Here is a 23,607-nt window from a genome sequence, read left to right as displayed (position 1 = left end):
CCGTGCCCAGAAGTACGGGGAGAACCAGCGAAAGGTTTAAATGGCCGCTTCTATTTCGCTCAGACCTCGACGACGGTCGGCACAATCATGGGCCGGCGGCGGTACGCGTCGTTGACCCAGCGGCCCACCGTACGCCGCACGACCTGCTGCAACTGGTGGGTGTCGGTGATGCCGTCCTCGGCCGAGCGGTGCAGCGCGGCGGTCAGCAACGGAATCACCGGGTTGAACGCGTCGGGGTCCTCCGAGAAGCCCTTGGCCGAGATGTTCGGCTCGCCGACGACCTTGCCCGTCACCGAGTCGATCACCACGGTGGCCGAGATGAAGCCGCCGTCGCCGAGGATGCGCCGCTCGGTCAGCAGCGACTCGCTGACGTCGCCGACCGCGAGCCCGTCGACGTAGACGTAGCGGTTCTGCACCCGGCCGACGTGGCGGGCGTGCCCCTCGACCAGGTCGACGACGTCGCCGTCCTCGCACAGCACGACCCGGTCGGGCGCGACGCCGGTCTCGACACCGAGCTGGGCGTGAGCGCGCAGGTGGCGCCACTCGCCGTGCACCGGCATGAGGTTGCTGGGACGCACCACGTTGAGCAGGTAGCGCAGCTCGCCGGCCGGGGCGTGACCCGAGACGTGCACCTTGGCCGTCTCTTTGTGCACCACGGTGGCGCCGGCCCGGGACAGCCGGTTGATCACCCGATAGACCGAGGTCTCGTTGCCCGGCACGAGGGAACTGGCGAGCACGACGGTGTCGCCCGGCTCGATCGTGATGTGCCGGTGGTCGCCGTTGGCCATGCGGCCGAGCGCGCTCATCGGCTCACCCTGCGAGCCGGTCGACATGAAGACGATCTCGTCACCCGGCAGCCTGGTCGCCTCGTCCAGGCTGACCAGCAGCCCGTCCGGGATGTTGAGCAGGCCGAGGTCGCGGGCGATGCCCATGTTGCGGACCATCGAGCGGCCGATGAGGGCCACCTTGCGCTCGTACTCCCAGGCCGCGTCCATGACCTGCTGCACTCGGTGCACATGGGAGGCGAAGCTGGCCACGATGATGCGGCCCCGCGCCTTGCCGAAGATCGAGCTCAGCACCGGGCCGATGTCGCGCTCGGGCGTGACGAAACCGGGCACCTCGGCGTTCGTCGAGTCGGAGAGCAGCAGGTCGACGCCCTCGGCGCCGAGCCGCGCGAACCCGGCCAGGTCGGTGATCCGGCCGTCCAGCGGCACCTGGTCCATCTTGAAGTCGCCGGTGTGCAGGATGAGGCCGGCCGGGGTGCGCACGGCGACGGCCAGCGCGTCGGGGATCGAGTGGTTGACCGCGAAGAACTCGCAGCCGAACGGCCCGAGCTGCTCCGTCTGGCCCTCGCGCACGGTCAGCGTGTACGGGTCGAGGCGGCGCTCGGCCAGCTTGGCCTCGACCAGCGCCAGCGTGAACTCCGAGCCCACCAGCGGGATGTCGGCCTTGTGGGCCAGCAGGTAGGGGACGGCGCCGATGTGGTCCTCGTGGCCGTGCGTGAGCACGATCGCCTGGACGTCGTCGAGCCGGTCGAGGATCGGCGTGAAGTCGGGCAGGATCAGATCGACGCCGGGCTGTTCCACGTCGGGGAACAGCACCCCGCAGTCGATGATCAGCAGCTTGCCGTCGAACTCCAGGACCGTCATGTTGCGGCCGATGGCCCCGAGGCCACCCATCGGAATGACGCGCAGGGCGCCCTCGGGCAGCGGGGGCGGCGGTTCGAGGTCCGCGTGAGCTTGACTCATATCAGATTTGTCTGTCTTTCCTCATTTTGTGCGGCGGTGCCCGTCACAGGGCGATGCCGGCTGCGGCGGCGTCCTGGCGCAGTTGGTCGAGCTCGGCCTCGGTCGCGTCGACCAGCGGCGAGCGGACCGGGCCGGCCGGGCGACCCTGAGCGTCGAGGCCCGCCTTGACCAGCATGGTGCCCGGAACCCGGAAGATGCCGGTGAACAGCGGCATAGCCCGCCGGTGCAGGGCGAGAGCGGCGGCGTTGTCGCCGCGCTCGAACGCCTCGATCATGTCTTTGGCCAGGACGCCGGTGAAATGGGTGGAGGTGCCGACCAGGCCCACCCCGCCGATCGACAGCAGCGGCAGGGTCGCCGCGTCGTCGCCCGAGTAGTAGGCCAGGCCCGTGCGGCTGAGCACCCACGAGCTGGCGATCAGGTCGCCCTTGGCGTCCTTGACGGCGACGATGCGGTCGTGTTCGGCGATGCGGCACATGGTCTCGGTGGCTATCGCCGTGCCGGCGCGGTGCGGGATGTCGTAGACCATCACCGGCAGGCCGACCGCGTCCGCCACAGTGAGGAAGTGCCTGGCCACACCGGCCTGCGGTGGCTTGTTGTAATACGGGGTCACGACCAGCAGGCCGTGGGCGCCAGCCTTTTCCGCGGCGTGGGCCAGCTCGATCGTGTGAGCGGTGTTGTTGGTGCCCACACCCGCGACGATCCGGGCCCGGTCGCCCACCGCGTCGATCACGGCGCGGAGCAGGGTCTCTTTCTCGGCGTCGGTGGTGGTCGGCGACTCGCCGGTGGTGCCGCTGACGACGAGCGCGTCGTTGCGCTGCTCGTCGACGAGGTAGGTGGCCAGCTTCGCCGCGCCCTCGACGTCGAGGGAGCCGTCCGGCGCGAACGGGGTGACCATGGCGGTCAGCAACCGTCCGAAGGGTCGCGGGTCGTGCGTCATACCCCCCAACCTATCGGACGGCCCGCTCAGACGTAGAGCGCGGTGAACGGGTCCCAGGGCAGGTTGCGGGCCACGCTCCAGACCGCCCACACAGCGACGAAGGTGATCAGGACGGCCGGGCTCAGGTTCAGCTGGGGCAGGTTCCACTTGAAGAGGCGCTTGCCGGCCCAGGCCACGTACAGATAGAGCAGGAACGGAACGGCGAAGACGAAGATCGCGTGGTGGCGGGCCGCGGCCGGCAGGTCGCCGTGCAGCAGGTACCAGGCCGCGCGGGTGCCGCCGCAGCCCGGGCAGACGAAGCCGGTGGTGTATTTCAGCAGGCAGGTGGGGGCTTCACCGGCGCCGGCCTCGGCCGGGTGGGTCACCATCGTGTAGCCGACGGCGCCGCCCATGCAGACCAGCAGGGCGAGCGGGGCGGCCCAGATCGGCGATTTCGTCCAGACCCGCTGGACGAAGCGGGTGACCCGGTCGGGCTCGTGGGCGGCCTGCTGCTGGGCGTAGTAGGCCAGCCATTCCGGCGGCACCGGCGGACCCTGGACGGGCTGATCGTCCAGCCACGTGCGGGCGGCGTCCGAGGTCGTGGTGGCGCTCATGGGCGCCACGGTACACCCGCGTCGCCGCTGTTCGATCATTCAAGATCACTTCTTGGTGCGGCCGTCGCCCGCGCCTGCTCGCGCCGCGTCCCCGCGCAATCCGCGGGCAGCAGGCAGCGCTTCGCGCGGCACTCGGCCGGAGACCAGTGGCAGCACCGTGGTGACGCCTCACAGGGACAACGCCTCACCGGGACAGCGCCTTACAGGGACAGCGCTTTGAGGGCGGCCGTCAACGGGCCGGCGAAGTCGCCGCGTCCGGGGGTGGCGACGCGGTCGAGGCCGAGCCAACCGGCCAGCCGATGCAGTTCGAGGGCGAGAGCCGCCGCCGTCTCGTCCTGGTCGGCGCCGGGCTCGAGCCAGGCCGCGGGCACGAGCAGCTCGCCGGTCTTGCGGTCGGCCTTGAGGTCGACCCGGGCCACGAGCTGGTCGCCCAGCAGGAAGGGCAGCACGTAGTAGCCGTAGAGGCGCTGGGCGGCGGGCACGTAGATCTCGATGCGGTAGTTCATGCCGAACAGCCGCTCGGTGCGGCCGCGTTCCCAGATCAGCGGGTCGAACGGGCTGACCAGCGTGGCCGCCCGCACCCAGCGCGGCAGCCTCGCCTCGTGGTGCAGGTAGGTCGGCTGCTTCCAGCCGGGGACGGTGACCGGGCGCAGCACCTGATCGTCGACCAGCTCGGCCACGGCCCGCTTGAACCCGTCGACCGGGAGGCGGAAGTAGTCGCGCAGCTCGGGCTCGGCGGCGACACCCAGCGCCCGAGCCGACAGCTCGACCAGGGCGCGGAGGGCGTCGGGCTCGGCCGGGGTGGGCGCGTTGAGCACGGCCGCGGGCAGCACCCGCTCGGGCAGGTCGTAGCGGCGGGCGAACGACGTGGTGCGCTCGGCCGCGGTGATCTCACCGGAGTAGAACAGCCACTCGAGGGCCTGCTTGACCGACGACCAGTTCCAGCCCCAGTGGTCGCTGCGGCGGGGCTCGTCGTGCTCGATCTCGGCCGCGGTGATCGGACCGCGCTCGCGCACGACGGCCAGCACCCGTGCGACCAACTCGGGCTGTTCCTGCACGACCCGGCGCATGTTGCCCCAGGCCAGCTCGCCCGCGCGGGCCATGCGCCAGCGGAACAGCGGCTGGAGGTCGGTGGTGATCAGCGACGCCTCGTGACCCCAGAACTCGAACAGGTCGCGGGGCCGGCGGTAGGCCGCTCGCTCGAGCAGCTCGACCGGATAGGGCCCGAGGCGGCTGTAGAGCGGCATGAAGTGGGCCCGCTGGAGCACGTTGACCGAATCCATCTGGATCAGGTGGACGCGGCGCAGCACCCGCCGCAGGTGGCGCAGGTCGGTCGCGCCGCCGGGCCGGGGGTCGGCGAAGCCCTGCGCGGCCAGCGTGACGCGGCGGGCCTGCGCGACGGAGAGCGAATCAGGGAGTGCCATCGAGAAGGACGGTAGAGCAGGGGTACGACATTCAGCTCTGTAGGCTCCCGGCATGGCAATCGGCTTCGTCCGTCCCGCGCGTCCCGGCGACGCCACCGAGATCGCCCGCATCCAGCTGACCACGTGGCGCTCGGCCTACCGGCGCATGTTCCCGCCGCACGTGCTGGCCAACCTCGACGAGGCCTACCTGGCCCGGGGCTGGTCCGCGGCGATCGAGCAGCCGCCCACCGCGAGGCATCGGGTGCTGATCGCGGTCGAACAGAGCGAATCGGAGACTCAGGTGATCGGCTTCGCGGCGGCGGGCCCGGCCGACGAGCAGGCGCTGGCGCCCGAGGAGCCGGCCCTGCCGGAGACGGTCGCCGCGGTGACCGACCTGCTGGTCGAGCCCCGCTGGGGCCGGCGCGGGCACGGCAGCCGGTTGTTGTCGGCCGCGGTCGCCCACTGGCGTGAGGACGGCTTCACCCACGCGGTGGCCTGGGCCTACGAGCAGGACAAGGTGATGCAGAAGTTCCTGGCCTCGGCGGGCTGGGAGCCGGACGGCGCGGGACGGGCCCTCGATGTGGACGACATGCTCGTCCCCCAGCTGCGGCTGCACGTCGCGCTCGACGCAGAATAGATCCATGCCCACGCCGACCTTCGTCTACGACGGCGACTGCTCGTTCTGCAGTTCGTGCGCCGAGTTCATCGAGAAGCGCATCCCGACCCACGCCCGGGTGATCCCGTGGCAGTTCGCCGACCTCGACGCGCTGGGTCTGACGGTCGATCAGTGCGAGGAGGCGGTGCAGTGGGTCGGCGCCGACGGTTCGACGGCGTCCGGCCCCGACGCGATCGCCCTGCTGCTCCACGACGCCGGCCGCTTCTGGCAGATCGCGGGGGGCGCGCTGCAGTTCGGCCCGGTGCGGCTGGCCGCCTGGCCGGCCTACCGCTGGGTGGCCGAACACCGTCACCTGTTGCCGGGCGGCACCGCGGCCTGCTCGCTCCCCCAGGCCCAGCGCGACCTGCTCTACGGCACCGGATCCGGCGCCTGATCCACTGCCGGGGTGCGGCCGAGCCGGCGCCGCACCCATTCGATCGGGCGCACCCGTTCGATCGCCAGGAAGCTCGCCAGGGCCACCAGGTGCGGGGCGAACGAGATGGTGATCATTGAGAACGTCACCAGGTGGAACGAGTAGAAGAACGCCACGCCGATCCACCGGAAGCGCTGCGGGACCACGAAGATCAGCGGGCTGAGCAGCTCGAACAGGATGATGCCGACCTGGGCCGCGATCAGCAGGCCGGGCACGACGGCGATGTGGTCGGCCAGCCAGGTGCCCCGGCGGATGATCGCCTGGGCCAGCACGGCGCTGGTCAGCCAGTCGATGCCGCCGAACCGCAGCTTGGCCCAGGCGGCCAGGAAGTACGTGCACACGACGGCGATCTGGGTGACCCGGAGCGCCCACCCGGCCGCCTCGGAGAGCGTCCTGTCGCCGAACCGGGCCCGGCCGATCGTGGGCAGGACGGCCAGCGCCACGAGCAGGCCGACCCGGTCGTGGTCGACCTTGCCGTAGCTCATCGCGATGATCATCCACTCGAAGTAGAGCGCGAAGACCACCCAGCCCAGGATGCGCGGCGCGCGGCCGGTGGCGGCGGCCAGGGAGAGCACGATCAGCGCCCAGAACACCGCCCAGACCAGCAGATGGGTCGGCGTGGGCAGGGGCAGGACGCGGCCGACGAGCAGCGGCTCGTAGAGGTCGCCGGGGGTGTCGGCGTGCGAACGCACCCAGGGCGTGAAGACCGTCAGGTCGAGGGCGACGAAGACGTAGACCAGGGTGCGGAAGGCGGCGATCCGCCCGAGCGGCACCGGGGCGAACAGCCACTTCATGGGCGCGTCCATTCGGCGACGACCTCGTCCCACGACTTGCCGGTGGGCCGGGCATGCTCGATGCCGTGCCAGCGCACCACGATGCGGACCGTGCGCAGCGGCGCGGCGCCGGGCGAGTGTTCCTCGTACGCCGTGGCGACGCGGCCCAGGCGGGCCGGGTCATCGACGTACGCCTGCTGCTGGCCCTCGATCTCGGCCCGCCGGATGCCGCTGTTGCCCTCGGTGATCGCCACCGTGCGGCCGTCGGCGTCGACGCCCTCGACGCGGGTGTCGCGGGCGGCCCCGTTCGGGTCGGGCGCCGTCGAATACATGCGGAACGGCCCGAACGGGAAGTCGTCGTCGGTGCCCCACAGGGTGCCGGCGAGCAGCAGCACCCCGGCGATCAGGGTGGCGACCGCCCGGACCCGGCGGCCGCGCACGGATAGCTGGTCCACAGCCGGACAATCTAGCCCTTGTCCGCACCCGCGGCCGCGTCGCGTACGAAATAGCGCTGGAAGATCACGAAGATGATCGCGACCGGGATCGTGGCGAGCAGCGCCGCGCCCAGCTTCAGCGGATACTGCGTGCCCGCCGCCAGCGAGCCGCTGACCAGGTCGGCCAACCCTCGCGGCAGTCGGCCGCTCAGGGGCGAATGCCGCCGAGCGGAGGCGATGCCATCAATCCAGGAAGCTGTCCAGCCCTACGGTCAGGCCGGGGCGGTGGAGGATCTTGCGGACGCCGAGCAGCACGCCGGGCATGAACGACACCCGGTCGAGCGAATCGTGACGGATGGTGAGCGTCTCGCCGAGCGAGCCGAACAGCACCTCCTGATGGGCGACCAGGCCCGCGGCGCGCACCGAGTGGATGCGTACGCCGTCGATGTCGGCGCCGCGCGCGCCGTCGACCTCGTCCTTGGTGGCGTCGGGCATCGGGCCGAGACCTGCCTCGGCCCGGGCCTGGGCGATCAGCCGGGCCGTGTGGGTCGACGTGCCGCTCGGGGCGTCCAGCTTGCGCGGGTGGTGCTGCTCGATGATCTCGACCGAGTCGAAGTAGCGCGCCGCGCGGGCCGCGAACTCCATCATCAGCACCGCGCCGAGGCCGAAGTTGGGCGCGACCAGCACCCCGACCCCGGGCTGGGCGGTCACCCACTCGCGGACCTGGCCGAGCCGTTGCGCGGTGAAGCCGGTCGTACCGACGACCATGCTGATGCCCTGCTCGACCGCCCAGTGCAGGTTGTCCATCACCACGTCGGGCGTCGTGAAGTCGACGAACACCTGGGCGCCGGCGTCGGAGGCCTTGAACAACTCGTCGCCCTGGTCGAGCATCGCGACCAGTTCCATGTCATCGGCGGCGTCGACCGCCTTGCACACCTCGAGGCCCATGCGGCCCCTGGCTCCGAGAACGCCGACGCGGATCGGGTCTGCCTGGTTCGTCACACGGATAATTTAGTCCGCCGGGCGCGCCGACGTCCGCCGGGCCCACCAGCGTTCGGCGAAGCCCACCGCCGCGAACACCGCACCGACGTACAGCCAGCCGACGAACACGTCGATCACGTAGTGCTCGCCCGTGTAGACCAGCGTGAACGTCATGGCGAGCGGATACGCGAGCAGCAGCGGCCACCACCGCCGGCGGACCATCGGCAGGAAGAAGGCGACGGCCATCATCGCGTACGCGGTGTGCAGGGACGGCATGGCGGCCACCGGGTTGGACTGGTGCACCTGCAGCGCGTTCAAGGTGTTGCCGGCGCCGTGCAGGCCGATGACGTCGAGGCCGCGCGACGAGAACCGCGCGACGTGGTCGGGCAGGAAGCCGTACAGGGAGGCCCACCACGGCGGCGCCGCCGGGTAGAGGAAGTACGTGATCAGGCCGGCCATGCTGAGCGTGATCCAGCGGCGGATGAACCGGTAGGACACGCCGCGGTTGCGGACCCAGAGCACTACGGCCACCGTCGGCACGGTGAGGAAGTGCGAGATGTACACCACGGTGGTGACCACCTCCCACCAGGGGACGTGCTGGGGGTCGTACAGGTGCTCCTGCAGCCAGACGGTGGGAATCTGACCGTCGGTGAGCCACCCGAACATGGCCACGTCGGCGTCGATCAGGGGAAAGACGTGCGGCTCGAAGAGCTTGTCGGCGGCCCCGCGCGAGACGTTGTAGAAGACCAGCAACAGCACGACCGGGCCCCAGTCGCGCACGAAGAGCAGGTGTTCCCGCCAGGGCAGATAGTTGCGCCAGGCGATGGTGGCCAGCCACAGCCAGCCGAAGGCGGTGAGTGGGTCGCTGGTCGGCACGCCGACCAGCCACACGAACACCACGAAGGCCGCCGCCCACACCGTCATGCCGATGATCCGGCGCTTGCGCTGCTCCGGCGTCACGGCGGGGGTGGGCGGCGGTGGGGTCTCCCGCGTCGTCACGGGGTCCAAGGTTAGCGGTGCGCTCCGAACGCGTTCTCGTCGAAGGGTCCGACCACGGCGAGCGACATCGGCTGGGTCAGCAGACCGGCCGCCGCCTCGTTCACCTCGTCGGTGGTGACCGCGTCGACCCGGGCCAGCAGGTCGTCGACCCCCATGAGCTCGCCGTAGAGCAGCTCGGACTTGGCCAGGCGGCTCATCCGCGACCCGGTGTCCTCGAGACCCAGGACGTACGAGCCCTTGACCATGCCCTTGCCCCGGGCGACCTCGTCGGCGCTGATGCCGTGGGTCGCCACCCGGTCGAGTTCCACCCGCACGAGGTCGAGCACCTCGTCGGACTTGCCGGGGGCGGAGCCCGCGTAGACGCCGAACAGACCGGCGTCGGCGTACTGGCTCGCGTACGAGTAGACCGAGTAGGCCAGGCCCCGCTTCTCGCGGATCTCCTGGAAGAGCCGGCTCGACATGCCGCCGCCCAGCACGTTGTTGAGCACGCCCATCGCGAAGCGGCGCTCGTCGCGGCGGCCGATGCCGACCCCGCCCAGCACCATGTGGCCCTGCTCGGTGTCCCGGTTGCGCACGACCACGTGCGGCTTCTGGGTGGGCACCCGCTTCGAGCCCGACCGCGGCGGCGCCGGGTCAGCCGGCTCGGAGTCGAGCGCGGTGCCGGCCAGAGCCTTGCGGACCAGCCGGACGACCGTGGCGTGGTCGAGGTTGCCGGCCGCCGCCACCACGATGTTCGGCGCCTTGTAACGCCGGCGGTAGAAGCTGTGGATCTGGTTCCGGGTCATCGGGGTGATCGATTCCTCGGTCCCCGAGATCAGCCGGCCCAGCGGGTGACTGCCGAAGATCGCCTCGGTGAAGACGTCGTGCACCTCGTCGCCGGGCTCATCCTCGTGCATCGCGATCTCTTCGAGGATCACGCCGCGCTCGGTTTCGACGTCGGCCGGCTCCATGATCGAGTCGGCCACCGCGTCGCACAGCACGTCGACCGCGAGCGGCAGGTCGGCGTCGAGCACCCGCGCGTAGTAGCAGGTGTATTCCTTCGTGGTGAAGGCGTTGGTCTCGCCGCCCACCGCCTCGATCTCGGACGAGATCTGCAACGCGGTGCGCTTGTGGGTGCCCTTGAACAGCAGGTGTTCGAGGAAGTGCGAGGCGCCGGACATGCCGGGCGTCTCGTCCCGCGACCCGACGCCGACCCAGACGCCGAGGGCGGCGCTGCGCGTGGTCGGGATCGACTCGGTGACGATGCGCAGTCCGCTGGGCAGGATCGTGCGCTTCGCACCGTCAGGGAGGGACTGGGTCTTCATTCGCTTCGCGGGCGGCGGCGTGGTGGTGGGATGCGGGGTGCCGGTAGTGGCGCGGGCCGGCTTTCCGGCCGGCCCGCGCGAACTCGTTGTCACAGCTCTTTAGTCGCGGCGCTCGCCGCGGCCCTCGCCACCGGAACGACGGCGACGGCGGGGCTCGCCACCACCCTCGCCACGGGGCTCACGCGGCGGACGGCCACCCTCGGACGAGCCCTCGGCAGCCGGCGCGGCGGCCGGAGCCTCCTCGCCCTCGGGGCGGACCTTGTCCAGGTAGATCTTGCCGCGGGCGTCGATGTCCGCGATGGACACCTCGACCTTGTCGCCGACGTTGAGGAAGTCCTCGACCTTCTCGACCCGCTTGCCGTCGCCCACCTTGGAGATGTGCAGCAGGCCGTCGCGGCCGGGCAGCAGCGAGATGAAGGCGCCGAACGCGGCCGTCTTCACCACGGTGCCGAGGAACTTGTCGCCCATCTTGGGCAGCGTCGGGTTGGCGATGGCGTTGATCCGCTCGACCGCGGCCTCGGCCGACGGACCGTTGGTCGCGCCGACGTAGATCGTGCCGTCGTCCTCGATGGAGATGTCGGCGCCGGTCTCGTCCTGGATCGCGTTGATCGTCTGACCCTTGGGGCCGATGACCATACCGATCTTGTCGACCGGGATCTTGACGGACGTGACGCGCGGCGCGTACTCCGACATCTCGGCCGGCGAGCTGATCGCGGCCTCCATCACGCCCAGGATCGTGGCGCGGGCGTCGTGCGCCTGCTGCAGGGCGCCGGCCAGCACGTCGGACGGGATGCCGTCGAGCTTGGTGTCGAGCTGCAGCGCGGTGACGAACTCGCTGGTGCCGGCGACCTTGAAGTCCATGTCGCCGAACGCGTCCTCGGCGCCCAGGATGTCGGTCAGCGCGACGTACTGGGTCTTGCCGTCGACCTCGTCCGAGATCAGGCCCATCGCGATGCCGGCGACCGGCGCCTTCAGCGGCACGCCGGCGCTCAGCAGCGACAGCGTCGAGGCGCAGACCGAGCCCATCGAGGTCGAGCCGTTGGAGCTCAGGGCCTCGGAGACCTGACGGATCGCGTAGGGGAACTCCTCACGCGTCGGCAGCACCGGCACGAGCGCCCGCTCGGCCAGCGCCCCGTGACCGATCTCGCGGCGCTTCGGCGAGCCCACCCGGCCGGTCTCACCGGTCGAGTAGGGCGGGAAGTTGTAGTTGTGCATGTAGCGCTTGGACTTCTCGGGGGCGAGCGTGTCCAGCGTCTGCTCGAGCCGCAGCATGTTCAGCGTGGTGACACCCAGGATCTGGGTCTCGCCCCGCTCGAACAGCGCCGAGCCGTGCACCCGCGGCAGCACGCCGACCTGGGAGGACAGCGGGCGGATGTCGCGCGGGCCGCGGCCGTCGATGCGAACCTGCTCGCGCAGCACACGCTGACGGACCTCGGACTTGGTGACCGAGCGGAAGGCCGCGCTGATCTCCTTCTCGCGACCCTCGAACTGCGCGTCGAGCAGCTCGTGGGCCTTGGCCTTGACCAGGTCGAGGGACTCTTCGCGCTCCTGCTTGCCAGCGATCTTGAGGGCCTCGGCGGTCTCGGCCCGGACGGCCGCGCTGACCGCGGAGAAGACGTCATCCTGGTAGTCCAGGAAGACCGGGTAGTCGGCGACCGGCTTGGCGGCGACGTCGGCCAGCTCGCTCTGCGCGCGGCAGAGTTCGCGGATGGCCGGCTTGGCGGCCTCCAGGCCGCTGGCCACGACCTCCTCGGTCGGCGCGGTGGCGCCGGCCTGGATCAGCTTGATCGCCTGCGGGGTGGCCTCGGCCTCGACCATCATGATCGCGACATCGCCGTCGCCGACGACGCGGCCGGCCACGACCATGTCGAAGGTGGCCCGCTCGAGCTCCTCGAGGGTCGGGAAGGCGACCCACTGGCCGTCGATGTGCGCGACGCGGGTCGAGCCGACCGGGCCGCTGAACGGCAGACCGGACAGCTTGGTCGACATCGAGGCGCCGTTCATGGCGACCACGTCGTAGGGGTGCTGCGGGTCGAGCGCGAGGACGGTCTCGACGACCTGGACCTCGTTGCGCAGGCCCTTGGTGAACGACGGGCGCAGCGGCCGGTCGATCAGGCGACAGGTGAGGATCGCGTCCTCGCTGGGACGACCCTCACGGCGGAAGAACGAGCCGGGGATGCGACCCGCGGCGTACATCCGCTCCTCGACGTCGACGGTCAGCGGGAAGAAGTCGAAGTGCTCCTTCGGCTGCTTGCTGGCCGTGGTCGCGGAGAGAACGACGGTCTCGCCCAGCTGGACGATGACCGAGCCGGCGGCCTGCTTGGCCAGGCGGCCGGTGGAGAAGGTGATCTCGCGGGTGCCGAACGACCCGTTGTCGATCACGGCGGTGCGGGATTCGGTGCCGAGAGCGGTGTTCTGCTCTGTCATGTGGTGCGGTACTCCTTCGTCGAGGACCCGGCGGTCTACACAGCGCGGTTTCCGCAGCTGCCGGTCTTCGATCGAAGTGCCCAGGAGGTTGGCCTGGGAACCACTACCGAGGACCGGTGGCTTACTGCGTACCGCGCGGGTCCGGTGGTAAAACTCGGGGGAGCGGCCCGGTCGGCCACTCCCCCGTCAAATCAGCGGCGCAGGCCGAGACGCTCGATCAGCGTCCGGTAGCGCGCGATGTCCTTCTTCTGCACGTAGTTGAGCAGGCGGCGGCGACGGCCGACCAGCAGCAGCAGACCACGACGGCTGTGGTGGTCGTGCTTGTGCACCTTCAGGTGCTCGGTGAGGTCGGCGATCCGCTTGGTCAGCATCGCGACCTGCACCTCGGGCGACCCGGTGTCGCCGTCCTGCGCCTTGTACTCGTCGATGATCTTGGTCTTGGTCTCTTGATCGAGCGCCATGTTCTCCGTACTTCTGTGTTGCCGAGGAATCGGTTTCCCCGCGGCCCGCGGCGTCGGGCAGGCAGGCGGGACCGGTCGTTGGATAAGCCAACGTCGTGTCAACCCTACCAGGGGGTCAATGAAGCAACGCGCGGGTCTGGTCGACGTCGTCGCGGATCTGCGCCACCAACGGCTCGATCGCGTCATAGGTGCGCTGTTCGCGCAGGTGGGCCACGAAGTCGAGGCTGACGCGCTCGCCGTACAGGTCGCCGCTGAAGTCGAGCACGTAGGCCTCCACCCGCCGCTCGCGCCCGGAGAATGTCGGATTCGTGCCGATCGAGACGCTGGCCGGCAGCCGGGCGGCATGCTCGCCGCCGCGAATCAGCCAGGCCGCGTAGACGCCGTCGGCGGGCACCGCCGCGTAGCGGTGCACCATCAGGTTCGCGGTGGGGAAGCCGATCTCACGCCCCCGCTGATCCCCCCTGACGACCACGCCACCCAGCCGGTGCGGCCGTCCCAGCGCCGCGGCGGCCGCCCGCACGTCCCCCGCGTCGACACAACTGCGGATGTACGTCGACGAGAAGACCAGCCCGTCCGCCGACACCAGGGGCGCGTCCTCGACCGTGAACCCGAACGACACTCCCAGCCGCCCCAGCAGCCCCACGTCCCCCGCCGCACGGTGCCCGAACCGGAAGTTGTCCCCCACCACGCCGACGGCCGCGTGCAACGCCTCGACCAGCACGTCGTGCACGAAGGCCTCGGGGCTGAGCTGCGAGAACGCCGGGGTGAAGGGGACCACGCAGAGCGCGTCGACGCCGAGCTGCTCGATCAGCTCGGCCTTGCGCACCGGCTCGGTCAGCACCGCCGGGTGCGACCCCGGCCGCACCACCTCGGCCGGGTGCGGGTCGAACGTGACCACCACCGACTGCAGCCCCAGGTCACGGGCCCGCTTCACGGCGTGCCCGATGATCGCCTGATGCCCCCGGTGCACCCCGTCGAACACCCCGATCGTGACGACCGACCGTCCCCATCCCCCCGGAACAGCCTCAAATCCCCGCCACCGCTGCATGTCAAAGCCCTCCCGGCCCGAAGCCAACGGACCCAGCGTATCGACGCCCCCACCGCGCCCAGCCTCGTGCTAGGGGTTAGCCGGTTCCATCCCGAGCCCCCACCCTCCCTGGGGAAAGAGGAGGGGACGGTATCGCTGTCAAGCGGGCGGCGGGCGATTGTCCACAGAGCGGGCGAGGCGCACATCCGCTTTCCACAGACGGGCGACGCCACGTTGACACCGAGGTCAGGCGGGTGCCAGGACGATCTCGGCCCGCGCCTTGCCCTCGCGTTCGGAGACGATGGCCAGAACCTCGCCGGTCGGGGCGAACACCGCGTACGGCCCGCTGATGCCGACCGGCTCGAGGGGGCCGCCGTGGCTGAGCACCCGGGCCTCGTCGGCGGTCGCCTCGCGCCGGGGAAACGCCTGGCGGGCGGCCTCGGCCATCGGCAGAGACACCACGTCGGGGGCCGACTCCTCGAGTTGTTCGAGCGTGCGGGCCTCGGAGAGAGCCATGTCGCCGACGGCGGTGCGGCGCAGGGCGGTCAGGTGGCCGCCGACTTCGAGCAGGGTTCCCAAGTCGCGGGCGATGGCTCGGATGTACGTGCCGGAGGAGCACGTGACGTCGATGTCGATGTCCACGGAGGCGTCGTCGGGACGGCGGATGTCCAGCACCTCGAGGCGGGAGATGGTCACCCGGCGGGACGGGATCTGGACGTCCTCGCCCTCGCGGACCCGCTTGTAGGCACGCTGACCGTTGATCTTGATGGCGCTGACGGCGCTCGGCACCTGATCGATCTCGCCGCGCTGGTGCGCCAGGCCGTCGCGGATCGCCTTGTCGGTCACGTGGCCGGCAGGGGTGGTGGCGGTGATCTCACCCGCGGCGTCGTCGGTGATGGTCGACTGGCCCAGGCGGATGGTCGCGGTGTAGCTCTTGGCCGAGCCGATGACGTACGTGAGAAGGCGGGTGGCCCGGTTGACGCCGATGATCAGGACGCCGGTGGCCATCGGGTCGAGGGTGCCGCCGTGGCCGACGCGCCGGGTCTTGGCCAGGCGCCGGATGCGGGCCACCACGTCGTGCGAGGTCATTCCCGCGGGCTTGTCCACCACGATAAGTCCGTCCGTGTTCACCGGACCACCCTAGAAGCCCACCGCGTGACGGCGACGACCCGGCACCCCGGCGCCCGGACCGGTGAGGCTCAGCGGGTGACGCCGACTACGGCCCAGCGGCCGGAGCGCCAGCGCCACACGGTCGTGACGAAGCGGATCAGGATCAGCAGGGCGAGGCCGGCCCAGACGCCGCCGAGGCCCAGGTCGAAGAAGTACGCGATCCAGATGGCCGGCAGGAAGCCGAGCAGGGCCGCCGCGAGCGTGATGTTGCGCAGGAAGCGCACATCCCCGGCGCCGATCAGCACGCCGTCGAGCGCGTAGACCACGCCGGCGAACGGCATCAGCCCGATGAACCAGGGCCAGATGACCGCGGCCTGGTCGTGCACGCCGGCGTCGGGGGTGAACCAACCCGGGATGTGACTGCTGCCCGCCGCGGCCAGCAGCGCGAACGCGACGCCGGCCACGCCGCCCGCGATCGTCACCTTGCGGGCCACCGCCCGCGCCTGGTCGTCGCGGCCGCCGCCGAGCGCCGCACCGACCAGTGACTGGGCTGCGATCGCCACCGCGTCGAGGGCGAGCGCGCTGAAGAACCACAGTTGGAGGGCGATCTGGTGGGCGCCGACGGATTCGACCCCGAACCGGCTGGCGACGGCGGTGGCCGACAGGAAGCAGGCCTGGAACGCCGCCCCGCGGATCAGCAGGTCCCGGCCGAGGCTGAGCTGCTGGGCCATGACCTGGGGATCGGGGCGCAGCTGCCTCGTCTCGCGGATCAGCGCGTGCAGGAAGAAGCCGCCGGAGACGGTCTGCGCGACCACGTTGGCGACGGCCGAACCGGTCAGCCCCCAACCGACCGGATAGACGAGCACGGGGCACAGGACGGCCGAGAGCACGTTGGCGCCGAGCACGAAGATCAGCGGCCGCCGGGTGTCCTGCACGCCGCGCATCCAGCCGTTGCCGGCCGCGGCGAGCAGCAGGCCCGGCGCGCCGAGGGCGGCGACCCGGAGCCAGGTGGCTGCGGCCCCGGCGGTGGCGGGGTCGCCGGACAGGGCCTGTGCGAGCGGGCCGGCGAAGGGCTGGGCGAGCAGAGCCAGCAGCACACCCACCCCGAGGGCGAGCCAGGAGGCCTGGACTCCCTCGGCGACCGCGGCGGCCCTGTCCCCCGCACCGAAGCGGCGGGCGGCACGGCCGGTGGTGCCGTACGCCATGAGTGTGCCGAGCCAGGCGGCGACCGACATGATCGTGCCACCGACGGCGACGGCCGCGAGCGGCACGGAACCGAGGTGCCCGACCACGGCGGTGTCGACGAGCACGTAGAGCGGCTCGGCGGCCAGCACGACGAGCGCCGGCAGGGCCAGTTGGGCGATCCGCCGCGTGGAGACGGAAGGCGTACGGCCCAAGAGGGTCGGGTCAGGCTCGCTGGAAGCGGCCGGCTGGGCAGGCGGGCTCATGGTTGCTCATGATGCCCGCCCAGCCGTAAGGACTGCAATTCAGGTGAGTGCTTACCCGAACCTACTGACGCGTGTCCATCGAGGTCTGCAGGGCGCGGCGCGCCTGCTCGCGGGCTTCGTCGGTGGTCGGGGGCTTCGGCTTCGCGGCCATGATCGTGGTCCTTCCACGGTGGGGGACGCGGTACGACGACACGCGTCCTGAAGATCGGTCGAGCGGGCGTCACGTGGGCCGGCCCGGGATCGCCGGGCGCCTGGCACGGGTGACTCAGCCCGAGTCGGTGGACCCGGGTGGCTCGAGGTTCCGCGGCGGGCGGTGGTCACGGCCGCGCAAAACCAAATCACCGTTCAGGAACCAAAACTATCGTTCAGTTCCGCCTTCTGGAGTGCGCTTCCCACCAAGCGGGACGGGAGCCGATACCCGACAACGCGAACGCCCGCCCCGGCCGATGGGCCGGGACGGGCGTGAGCGGAACAGGAAGTCAGGCCTCCAGCAGCGGGCGAATCCGGGCGATCACGTCCTCGGGAGTGCCGTGACCGGTGAAGCCCGCGGCCAGCCGGTGGCCGCCGCCGCCCAGGGCCGCGGCGACCGCGCTGACGTCCGCGCCGCCCTTGGAGCGCAGCGAGACCGCCCACTCGCCGGGCGTGAGCTCTTTGATCACCACCGCGACGTCGGCCTCGGCCACCCCGCGCACCGGGTCGATCAGCGCGTCGAGCACGTACGGACGCTGGCCGTGACGTTCCAGGTCGGCTGTCGTCGCGTACGTCCAGACCAGGCCCCGGCCGCCGGCCGCGGACGGTTCGAGCACCGCGCGGCCCAGCACCTCGCCGGCCAGCTTCATCGCGCCGAACGGGCGGGTGTCGAACGTGCGGCGGGCGATCTCGGCCGGGCTGATGCCGGTGGCGATCAGGCGGGCCGCCAGCGAGTGGACCGAGGGCGAGCGCACGAACTTGAACGAGCCGGTGTCGGTGGTCAGCGCCACGTAGAGGCATTCCGCGATCTCGGCGTCGAGCGGGACGCCGAGGCGGGTCAGCAACTCGTCGGCCACCACCGACGTGGCGGCCGCGGCCGGGTCGACCAGGCTGACGTCGCCGAAGCCGGTGAACGACGCGTGATGGTCGAGCACGACCACCGGGGCATCGCCGTCGAGCCGGTCGGCCAGCCCGCCCAGGCGGGACTCGGCGGCCACGTCGAAGATCAGGATCAGGGCCGGCGCCGCGTAGGCCCCCGGCTCGGGCACCAGAAGCTCGGAGCCGGGCAGGGCCCGGTAGGGCTCGGGCACGTCGAACTCGCCGGGGAAGGTGGCCCGCAACCGGGTGAAGCCGAGACGCCGCAGGCCCAGCGCGAAGCCGAGCATGCTGCCGAGCGCGTCCCCGTCGGGGTTGACGTGGCAGATCAACTGCACCTCGGCGTCGAGCGCGACCGACCGGATCGCCGCGACGGCGGCATCCCAGTCAGCCTCGGCGACCGGCGACGAGCCGGCGGAGGCAACCGGCGACACGTCCGCAGGGGCCGGCGACAGGCCCGCGGAGGCGGCCGGAGCCCCGGACACCGAGCCGGGGAACCCGGCCGGAGCACTGGAGGTGGCGCCTGCGGGCTCGCGGGGTTCGGGGGCGGAGGGAATGCGGCCCGGCTCGACGCCGGGCCGCGTCACGGAAGAGGACGTCACCCCTGGTCCTCGCGGGCCCCGACCCGCTCGGCGGAGTCGTCCTCGTCGTCCTCGCTCTTGTAGGGGTCGGCGTCGCCCGCATACTGCTTGCCGGCCGCCAGGCGCTGGACCTCCTGGTCGCGCTGGCGGGCCTCGGCCAGCAGATCTTCCATTTCCTTGGCGTGGTCCAGCACGTTGTCCTGCGAGAAGGCCAGACTCGGCGAGTGCCGCAGGCCCAGCGCGTGACCGACCCGCGTGCGCAGCATGCCCTTGGCGCTCTCGAGCGCCGCCTTGGTGGCCGCCTGCTCGGTCGCGTCGCCGAGCACCGTGTAGAAGACCGTCGCCTCGCGCAGATCGCCGGTGATCCGCGCGTCGGTGATGGTCACCATGCCGAGCCGGGGATCCTTGATCTCCCGTACCAGCGATGCCACCAGTTCCCGTACGCGTTCCGCATGCCGACGCGTCTTGGCCGGGTCCGACATATCGCCCACCTCCGACTGTGTGCCCGCGGGTCCGTAATACCCCCGCCCAACTGGTGAAGCGTACCCACGTGACCGCGGGGCCGAACGCGTGCGTGTCAGTCGTCCTCGCCGTGGAGGCGGCGCCGGACCGACAGCAGCTCGATCTCGGGCCGGCCGGCCACCTGGTTCTCGCAGGTGTCGATGACGGCGCGGGCCTGGGCCGGGTCGGCGGCCACCGCCGCCACCCCGATCTGGGCCCGCCCGTGCAGGTCGTGAAAGCCCACCTCGGCCACGCTGACCTCGAACTTCTTCAGCATCGCGACGATCGGGCGGACGTAGGAGCGCTTCTGCTTCAGCGAGCGGGAGTCGCCCGGCAGAAGTAGGTCGAACACTGCGGTTTCCGTATACATCGCAGCGAAGATTACAGCGGGGCTACGACATTTCTCACCGGATTTCCGCGGCCGTGCGGCCGGGAGAACCCGCGGTTCAGGCCGCCCGGGCGATCAGCACGTCACGCTCGATGCCCTGATCGACACGGTGCGCGAGGGGCAGCTGGGGCACCAGCTCGAGCCCGTTGGCGAGCAGGATGTCCTCGGCCAGCTCGCGCCGCGCGACCTTGGTGTTCCACGACAACCCGAGCGCCCCGCCCGTGCGCAGCAACGGCAGCCACTGCGGCACCGCACGCTCCAGCAGGTCGAGCGGCCGCCGCGAGATGCCGCCGGTGTCGTCGTACGACCCGTGGGCCACCCCGTAGGGCAGGTCGGCCACCAGCACGTCGGCCACCCCGCCGCGCAGCAACCCGTCGAGCTGGGTGGTGTCGGCCTGCAACACCACCAGCTTCTGCACCGCCCCGGCCTTGTGGTCGTCCTTGCTGGCCGCCATCGTCACCTCGAGCCGCCGGGCGGCCCGCTTGCCCTGCCGCCGCACTGGCACGAGTTCCGCCGTGTGCTTGAGGCGCTTCCGCTTGAGCCAGGTCTGCAGGAAGAGCTTGTACGCCTCCACGTCCTTGCCGTCGATCTCGACACCGACGGCGTCGTAGCCGTACATCAGTGCCTGGTTCAGGGTCGTTCCCCGGCCGGCCAGCGGGTCGAGCACGGTGAGACCGCCGTCGAGCATCCGACCGGCCGACGCCGAGGCCAGGATCGTGAGGTTGAGCACGAGCTTGGTGAACTGCTCGTTGGTCTTGCCCGCGTACTTCGGGATGGTGATCAGGTCGCTGTCGTAGCGGGCCAGGGGCGTCATCATGACCGGCCGCAGGTGATCGTCATCGGGGCGTTCGAAGAGGGCGTAGGCGGCGGACAGGTTGGACAGGTAGGCGACGTCGCCGACGGTCAGGTCGCCGGTGAACGCCAGACACTCGACGCCGCCCAGCGTGGTGACGTCGATGTCGTCGAGGCCCGAGGAGAGCGCGGAGCCGAAGGCGGCCAGCTCGGCGGTCGCGAGCCGGGCTGCCTGGTCGGCGTAGACGCGGTTGGCGGAGGGCGCGAGCAGTAAGGCGTACCGGGGCATGGAGGCCATTTTGCCGAGCCCGCACCGGCCGCCCGCCAGCGGGGCGGCGCAGACCGGGAGACGCGGGGAAAGGGAACGGCCCCGGCGCGGTAAAGCGCCGGGGCCGTTCGTGATGCTCTTCTCGTTACGCGCGCGGCTTCTCGCGCATCTCGAAGGTCTCGATCACGTCGCCGACCTGCGGGCTGCCGAAGCCGCTCAGGGTCAGACCACACTCGAAGCCCTCGCGGACCTCGGTCGCGTCGTCCTTGAAGCGGCGCAGCGAGCTGATCGTGACGTTCTCGGCCACCACGGTGCCGTCCCGCAGGATGCGGGCCTTGGCGTTGCGGCGGATGAGACCGGTACGGACCAGACAGCCGGCGATGAGACCGATCTTGGACGAGCGGAAGACCTCGCGGATCTCCGCCGTGCCCAGCTCGACCTCTTCGTACTCCGGCTTGAGCAGACCCTTGAGCGCGGCCTCGATCTCCTCGATGGCCTGGTAGATCACGCTGTAGTAGCGGATCTCCACGTTCGCCCGGTCGGCCATGTCCTTGACCTTGTTCGAGGCCCGGACGTTGAAGCCGATGATCGTGGCGGTGGCGTCCGAGGACGCCGACGCCAGGTTCACGTCGCTCTCGGTGATCGCACCGACGCCGCGGTGGATGACCTTGAGCTGGATCTCGTCCGGAATCTCGATCTTGAACAGCGCGTCCTCGAGGGCCTCGACCGAACCGGACGAGTCGCCCTTGATGACCAGGGTGAGCGAGGTCTTCTCGCCCTCCTTGAGCTGCTCCATGAGGTTCTCGAGCGTGGCCCGGGTGCGCGAGTTGGCGAAGCTCGCCGCGCGGCGGCGGGCCTGCCGCTGCTCGGCGATCTGCCGCACCGTGCGGTCCTCCTCGGCGGCCAGGAACGTGTCACCCGCGCCCGGCACCGAGGTGAGACCGAGGACCAGCACCGGACGAGCCGGCAGAGCCTCGGCCACGGTGTTGCCGTTCTCGTCGAGCATGGCGCGGACGCGGCCGTGCGCGCCGCCCGCCACGATCGAGTCGCCGGCCCGCAGCGTGCCCTTCTGGACGAGCACGGTGGAGACCGCGCCGCGGCCCTTGTCGAGGTGCGACTCGACCACGGCGCCCTGCGCCGGCCCGTCGATCGGAGCGGTCAGCTCCAGCGACGCGTCGGCGGTCAGCAGGACCGCCTCGAGCAGCTCGTCGATGCCGATGCCGGGCTTGGCCGCGACGTTGACGAACATCGTGTCGCCGCCGTACTCCTCAGCGAGCAGGCCGTAGTCGGTCAGCTGCTGACGCACCTTGTCCGGGTTGGCGTCCGGCTTGTCGACCTTGTTGACCGCGACCACGATCGGCACCTCGGCCGCCTTGGCGTGGTTCAACGCCTCGACCGTCTGCGGCATCACGCCGTCGTCGGCCGCCACGACCAGGATGACGATGTCGGTCACCTGGGCGCCACGGGCACGCATGGCGGTGAACGCCTCGTGACCCGGGGTGTCGAGGAAGGTGATCGCCCGGTCCTCGCCGTTGTGCTCGTAGTGCACCTGGTAGGCGCCGATGTGCTGGGTGATGCCACCCGCCTCGCCGGCGACCACGTTGGTCTTGCGGATCGCGTCGAGCAGCTTGGTCTTACCGTGGTCGACGTGACCCATGACGGTCACGACCGGCGGCCGGGTGACCAGCCGGCTCTCGTCCACCGCGGCGTCGAGGTCGATGTTGAACTGCGCGAGCAGCTCGCGGTCCTCGTCCTCGGGGCTGACGATGCTCACCGTGAAGCCCAGGTGCTCGCCGAGCAGCAGCAGCGTGTCGTCGGAGCACGACTGCGTCGCCGTCACCATCTCGCCCAGGTTGAACATCTCCTGGACCAGCGAGCCGGGGTTCGCGTTGATCTTGTCGGCGAAGTCGGAGAGCGACGCGCCGCGGGAGAGCCGGATCTCCTGGCCCTGACCACGCGGAGCGCCCGAGCTCATCTGCGGAGCCGACAGGTTGTCGAACTCCTGACGCCGCTGCTTCTTCGACTTGCGACCGCGGGTCGGCCGGCCACCGGGACGCCCGAAGGCACCCGCGGCACCGCCGCCACGACCGCGACCGCCACCACCGGGGCGACCGGGAGCGCCGGCACCAGCCGGAGCACCGCCGCCGCCACCGGGACGGAAGCCGCCACCGCCACCGCCGCCACCACCGGGGCCGCCACGGTAGCCACCGCCACCGCCGCCGCCACCGGGGCCGCCACGGTAGCCACCACCGCCGGCGCCGCCACCAGCGCCGCCGGGACGGAAGCCGCCACCGCCGCCACCGGGACCGCCACGACCGCCGCCGGGACCGCCGGGACGACCGGCGCCACCGCCGGGACCGCCGCGGCCGGGACCGGCCGGGCGCTGCGCGGGCATGGACGCGGGGCTGGGCCGCGGCGGCATGGACGCCGGGCTCGGCCGCGGCGGCATGCCGGGCTGGTTGGGCCGGGGCGCGCCGGGCGTGGGACGAGCCCCACCGCCGGACACCCCGAACGGGTTGTTACCGGGACCACGCTGCGGCGGACGCGGGGCGCCACCGGCGGGGCCGGGACGCGGACCGCCCGGAGCACCGGGAGCCGCGGGACGGCCGGCGGCCGGGGAACCCGGACGCGGCGGTACCGAACCGGGGCCGGGGCCGGTGCGCGGACGCGAGCCACCGTCGGCCGGCGGCTGCTGGGCGCGACGCTCGGCGTCGCGGGTGCGGGCGGCCTGTGCGGCCTTGACCGCGGCCTCCTGCTCGGCCTTGAGGGCCGAGGCACGGGCCTCGGCCGCCGCGACCTCGATGTCGTGGGCGCTCGCCGGCTTGGCGACCGGACCGGGCCTGGGACCCGGCCGGACGGCCGACGGCTTAGGACTGGCGAAGGGACCGGGTGACGGGGCCGGAGACGTGGGGGCGCTGGGCGCTCCCGCGGCCGGAGCCGTAGGCCGGCGCGGCGGCTGAGGCCGGGCGCTCGGCGGAGCCGGACGGGCGGAGGCGGGCGCGGGTGCGCTGGGCGCCGACGGGGCGGAACCCGCCGGAGCGGAACCTGCCTCGAGGGCACCACGCAGCCGCCGGGCCACCGGGGCCTCGACCGTGCTGGATGCGGACTTGACGAACTCGCCCATCTCTTTGAGCTTGGCGAGAACGGTCTTGCTGTCGACCCCGAGCTCCTTCGCGAGCTCGTGTACGCGGGCCTTTCCTGGCACTGCACTCCTCACTTCGAGGTCGTGCGAGCGCACCCGCAACGACCTCACTCGTGCACTAGAAGCCTGTTCATTTC

The 23,607-nt window shown here is 71.4% G+C and carries 22 protein-coding genes; 2 read left to right on the top strand and 20 right to left on the bottom strand.

Annotated features, from left to right (window positions below):
* Positions 1 to 59: 59 nt before the first annotated feature.
* The 4 genes from LXN57_RS38070 to LXN57_RS38055 form a co-directional block, all read right to left on the bottom strand.
* Positions 60 to 1,748, bottom strand: coding sequence for a ribonuclease J (locus tag LXN57_RS38070; protein ID WP_221378665.1), 1,689 nt, complete (start codon positions 1,746 to 1,748; stop codon positions 60 to 62).
* A 43-nt stretch (positions 1,749 to 1,791) separates the two neighbouring features.
* Positions 1,792 to 2,685, bottom strand: coding sequence for a 4-hydroxy-tetrahydrodipicolinate synthase (dapA, locus tag LXN57_RS38065; protein ID WP_251803067.1), 894 nt, complete (start codon positions 2,683 to 2,685; stop codon positions 1,792 to 1,794).
* Between the two features lie 26 nt (positions 2,686 to 2,711).
* Positions 2,712 to 3,278, bottom strand: coding sequence for a DUF2752 domain-containing protein (locus LXN57_RS38060; RefSeq protein WP_251803066.1), 567 nt, complete (start codon positions 3,276 to 3,278; stop codon positions 2,712 to 2,714).
* A 200-nt stretch (positions 3,279 to 3,478) separates the two neighbouring features.
* Complete coding sequence (locus LXN57_RS38055; RefSeq protein ID WP_251803065.1) at positions 3,479 to 4,702, bottom strand: winged helix-turn-helix domain-containing protein; 1,224 nt, start codon at positions 4,700 to 4,702, stop codon at positions 3,479 to 3,481.
* 52 nt (positions 4,703 to 4,754) lie between these two features.
* On the opposite strand from LXN57_RS38055, the gene LXN57_RS38050 reads away from it, so the two are divergent.
* Positions 4,755 to 5,318 carry a GNAT family N-acetyltransferase gene (locus LXN57_RS38050; protein WP_251803064.1) on the top strand — a complete coding sequence of 188 codons (564 nt, stop codon included), beginning with the start codon at positions 4,755 to 4,757 and terminating at the stop codon, positions 5,316 to 5,318.
* Between the two features lie 4 nt (positions 5,319 to 5,322).
* Positions 5,323 to 5,730, top strand: a complete 408-nt coding sequence (locus LXN57_RS38045; protein ID WP_251803063.1) for a thiol-disulfide oxidoreductase DCC family protein — start codon at positions 5,323 to 5,325, stop codon at positions 5,728 to 5,730.
* On the opposite strand, the gene LXN57_RS38040 is transcribed toward LXN57_RS38045, so the two are convergent.
* The 16 genes from LXN57_RS38040 to infB form a co-directional block, all read right to left on the bottom strand.
* Positions 5,706 to 6,563, bottom strand: a complete 858-nt coding sequence (locus tag LXN57_RS38040) for an HTTM domain-containing protein (RefSeq protein ID WP_251803062.1) — start codon at positions 6,561 to 6,563, stop codon at positions 5,706 to 5,708. The two genes, LXN57_RS38045 and LXN57_RS38040, sit on opposite strands and share 25 nt — an antisense overlap.
* Entirely contained in the window at positions 6,560 to 6,997 is a 438-nt protein-coding gene (locus tag LXN57_RS38035) for a hypothetical protein (RefSeq protein ID WP_251803061.1), read from the bottom strand. The genes LXN57_RS38040 and LXN57_RS38035 overlap by 4 nt, the downstream gene beginning before the upstream one ends.
* Before the next feature lie 11 nt (positions 6,998 to 7,008).
* Positions 7,009 to 7,164, bottom strand: coding sequence for a hypothetical protein (locus LXN57_RS38030; RefSeq protein ID WP_251803060.1), 156 nt, complete (start codon positions 7,162 to 7,164; stop codon positions 7,009 to 7,011).
* 55 nt (positions 7,165 to 7,219) lie between these two features.
* Entirely contained in the window at positions 7,220 to 7,978 is a 759-nt protein-coding gene (dapB, locus tag LXN57_RS38025) for a 4-hydroxy-tetrahydrodipicolinate reductase (RefSeq protein WP_251803059.1), read from the bottom strand.
* A gap of 9 nt (positions 7,979 to 7,987) precedes the next feature.
* Positions 7,988 to 8,881, bottom strand: a complete 894-nt coding sequence (locus LXN57_RS38020) for a phosphatase PAP2 family protein (RefSeq protein ID WP_251803088.1) — start codon at positions 8,879 to 8,881, stop codon at positions 7,988 to 7,990.
* A gap of 86 nt (positions 8,882 to 8,967) precedes the next feature.
* The gene (locus LXN57_RS38015) at positions 8,968 to 10,260 is read right to left on the bottom strand and encodes a M16 family metallopeptidase (RefSeq protein WP_251803087.1); all 1,293 of its coding nucleotides are present in this window, start codon (positions 10,258 to 10,260) and stop codon (positions 8,968 to 8,970) included.
* A gap of 99 nt (positions 10,261 to 10,359) precedes the next feature.
* A complete protein-coding gene (locus LXN57_RS38010; protein WP_251803058.1) occupies positions 10,360 to 12,687 on the bottom strand; it encodes a polyribonucleotide nucleotidyltransferase in 2,328 nt (775 codons plus the stop codon).
* A gap of 191 nt (positions 12,688 to 12,878) precedes the next feature.
* Positions 12,879 to 13,148, bottom strand: coding sequence for a 30S ribosomal protein S15 (gene rpsO / locus LXN57_RS38005; RefSeq protein ID WP_221378653.1), 270 nt, complete (start codon positions 13,146 to 13,148; stop codon positions 12,879 to 12,881).
* A gap of 115 nt (positions 13,149 to 13,263) precedes the next feature.
* Positions 13,264 to 14,196, bottom strand: a complete 933-nt coding sequence (locus LXN57_RS38000; protein WP_251803057.1) for a bifunctional riboflavin kinase/FAD synthetase — start codon at positions 14,194 to 14,196, stop codon at positions 13,264 to 13,266.
* A gap of 225 nt (positions 14,197 to 14,421) precedes the next feature.
* Positions 14,422 to 15,306 (bottom strand): tRNA pseudouridine(55) synthase TruB, encoded by an 885-nt coding sequence (gene truB / locus LXN57_RS37995; protein ID WP_285904716.1) that lies wholly within the window; start codon positions 15,304 to 15,306, stop codon positions 14,422 to 14,424.
* A 68-nt stretch (positions 15,307 to 15,374) separates the two neighbouring features.
* Entirely contained in the window at positions 15,375 to 16,733 is a 1,359-nt protein-coding gene (locus LXN57_RS37990) for an MATE family efflux transporter (RefSeq protein ID WP_251803056.1), read from the bottom strand.
* Positions 16,734 to 17,212: 479 nt separating this feature from the next.
* On the bottom strand, positions 17,213 to 18,232 hold the full coding sequence (locus LXN57_RS37985; RefSeq protein WP_251803085.1) for a DHH family phosphoesterase: 1,020 nt from the start codon (positions 18,230 to 18,232) through the stop codon (positions 17,213 to 17,215).
* 164 nt (positions 18,233 to 18,396) lie between these two features.
* Positions 18,397 to 18,861: a 30S ribosome-binding factor RbfA gene (rbfA, locus tag LXN57_RS37980; protein ID WP_251803055.1), complete on the bottom strand. Its 465-nt coding sequence runs from the start codon at positions 18,859 to 18,861 to the stop codon at positions 18,397 to 18,399.
* A 95-nt stretch (positions 18,862 to 18,956) separates the two neighbouring features.
* Positions 18,957 to 19,250, bottom strand: coding sequence for a DUF503 domain-containing protein (locus LXN57_RS37975; RefSeq protein WP_221378648.1), 294 nt, complete (start codon positions 19,248 to 19,250; stop codon positions 18,957 to 18,959).
* 76 nt (positions 19,251 to 19,326) lie between these two features.
* Positions 19,327 to 20,349, bottom strand: coding sequence for a TRM11 family SAM-dependent methyltransferase (locus LXN57_RS37970; protein WP_251803054.1), 1,023 nt, complete (start codon positions 20,347 to 20,349; stop codon positions 19,327 to 19,329).
* Between the two features lie 124 nt (positions 20,350 to 20,473).
* Positions 20,474 to 23,533: a translation initiation factor IF-2 gene (gene infB, locus LXN57_RS37965; RefSeq protein WP_251803053.1), complete on the bottom strand. Its 3,060-nt coding sequence runs from the start codon at positions 23,531 to 23,533 to the stop codon at positions 20,474 to 20,476.
* Positions 23,534 to 23,607 lie beyond the last annotated feature (74 nt).

The sequence above is a fragment of the Paractinoplanes hotanensis genome, from assembly GCF_023717965.1.
In the GTDB taxonomy this organism is placed as follows: domain Bacteria; phylum Actinomycetota; class Actinomycetes; order Mycobacteriales; family Micromonosporaceae; genus Actinoplanes; species Actinoplanes polyasparticus.
Note: the sequence above shows the minus strand (reverse complement) of the source record. Positions and strands in the feature narration are given on the sequence as shown.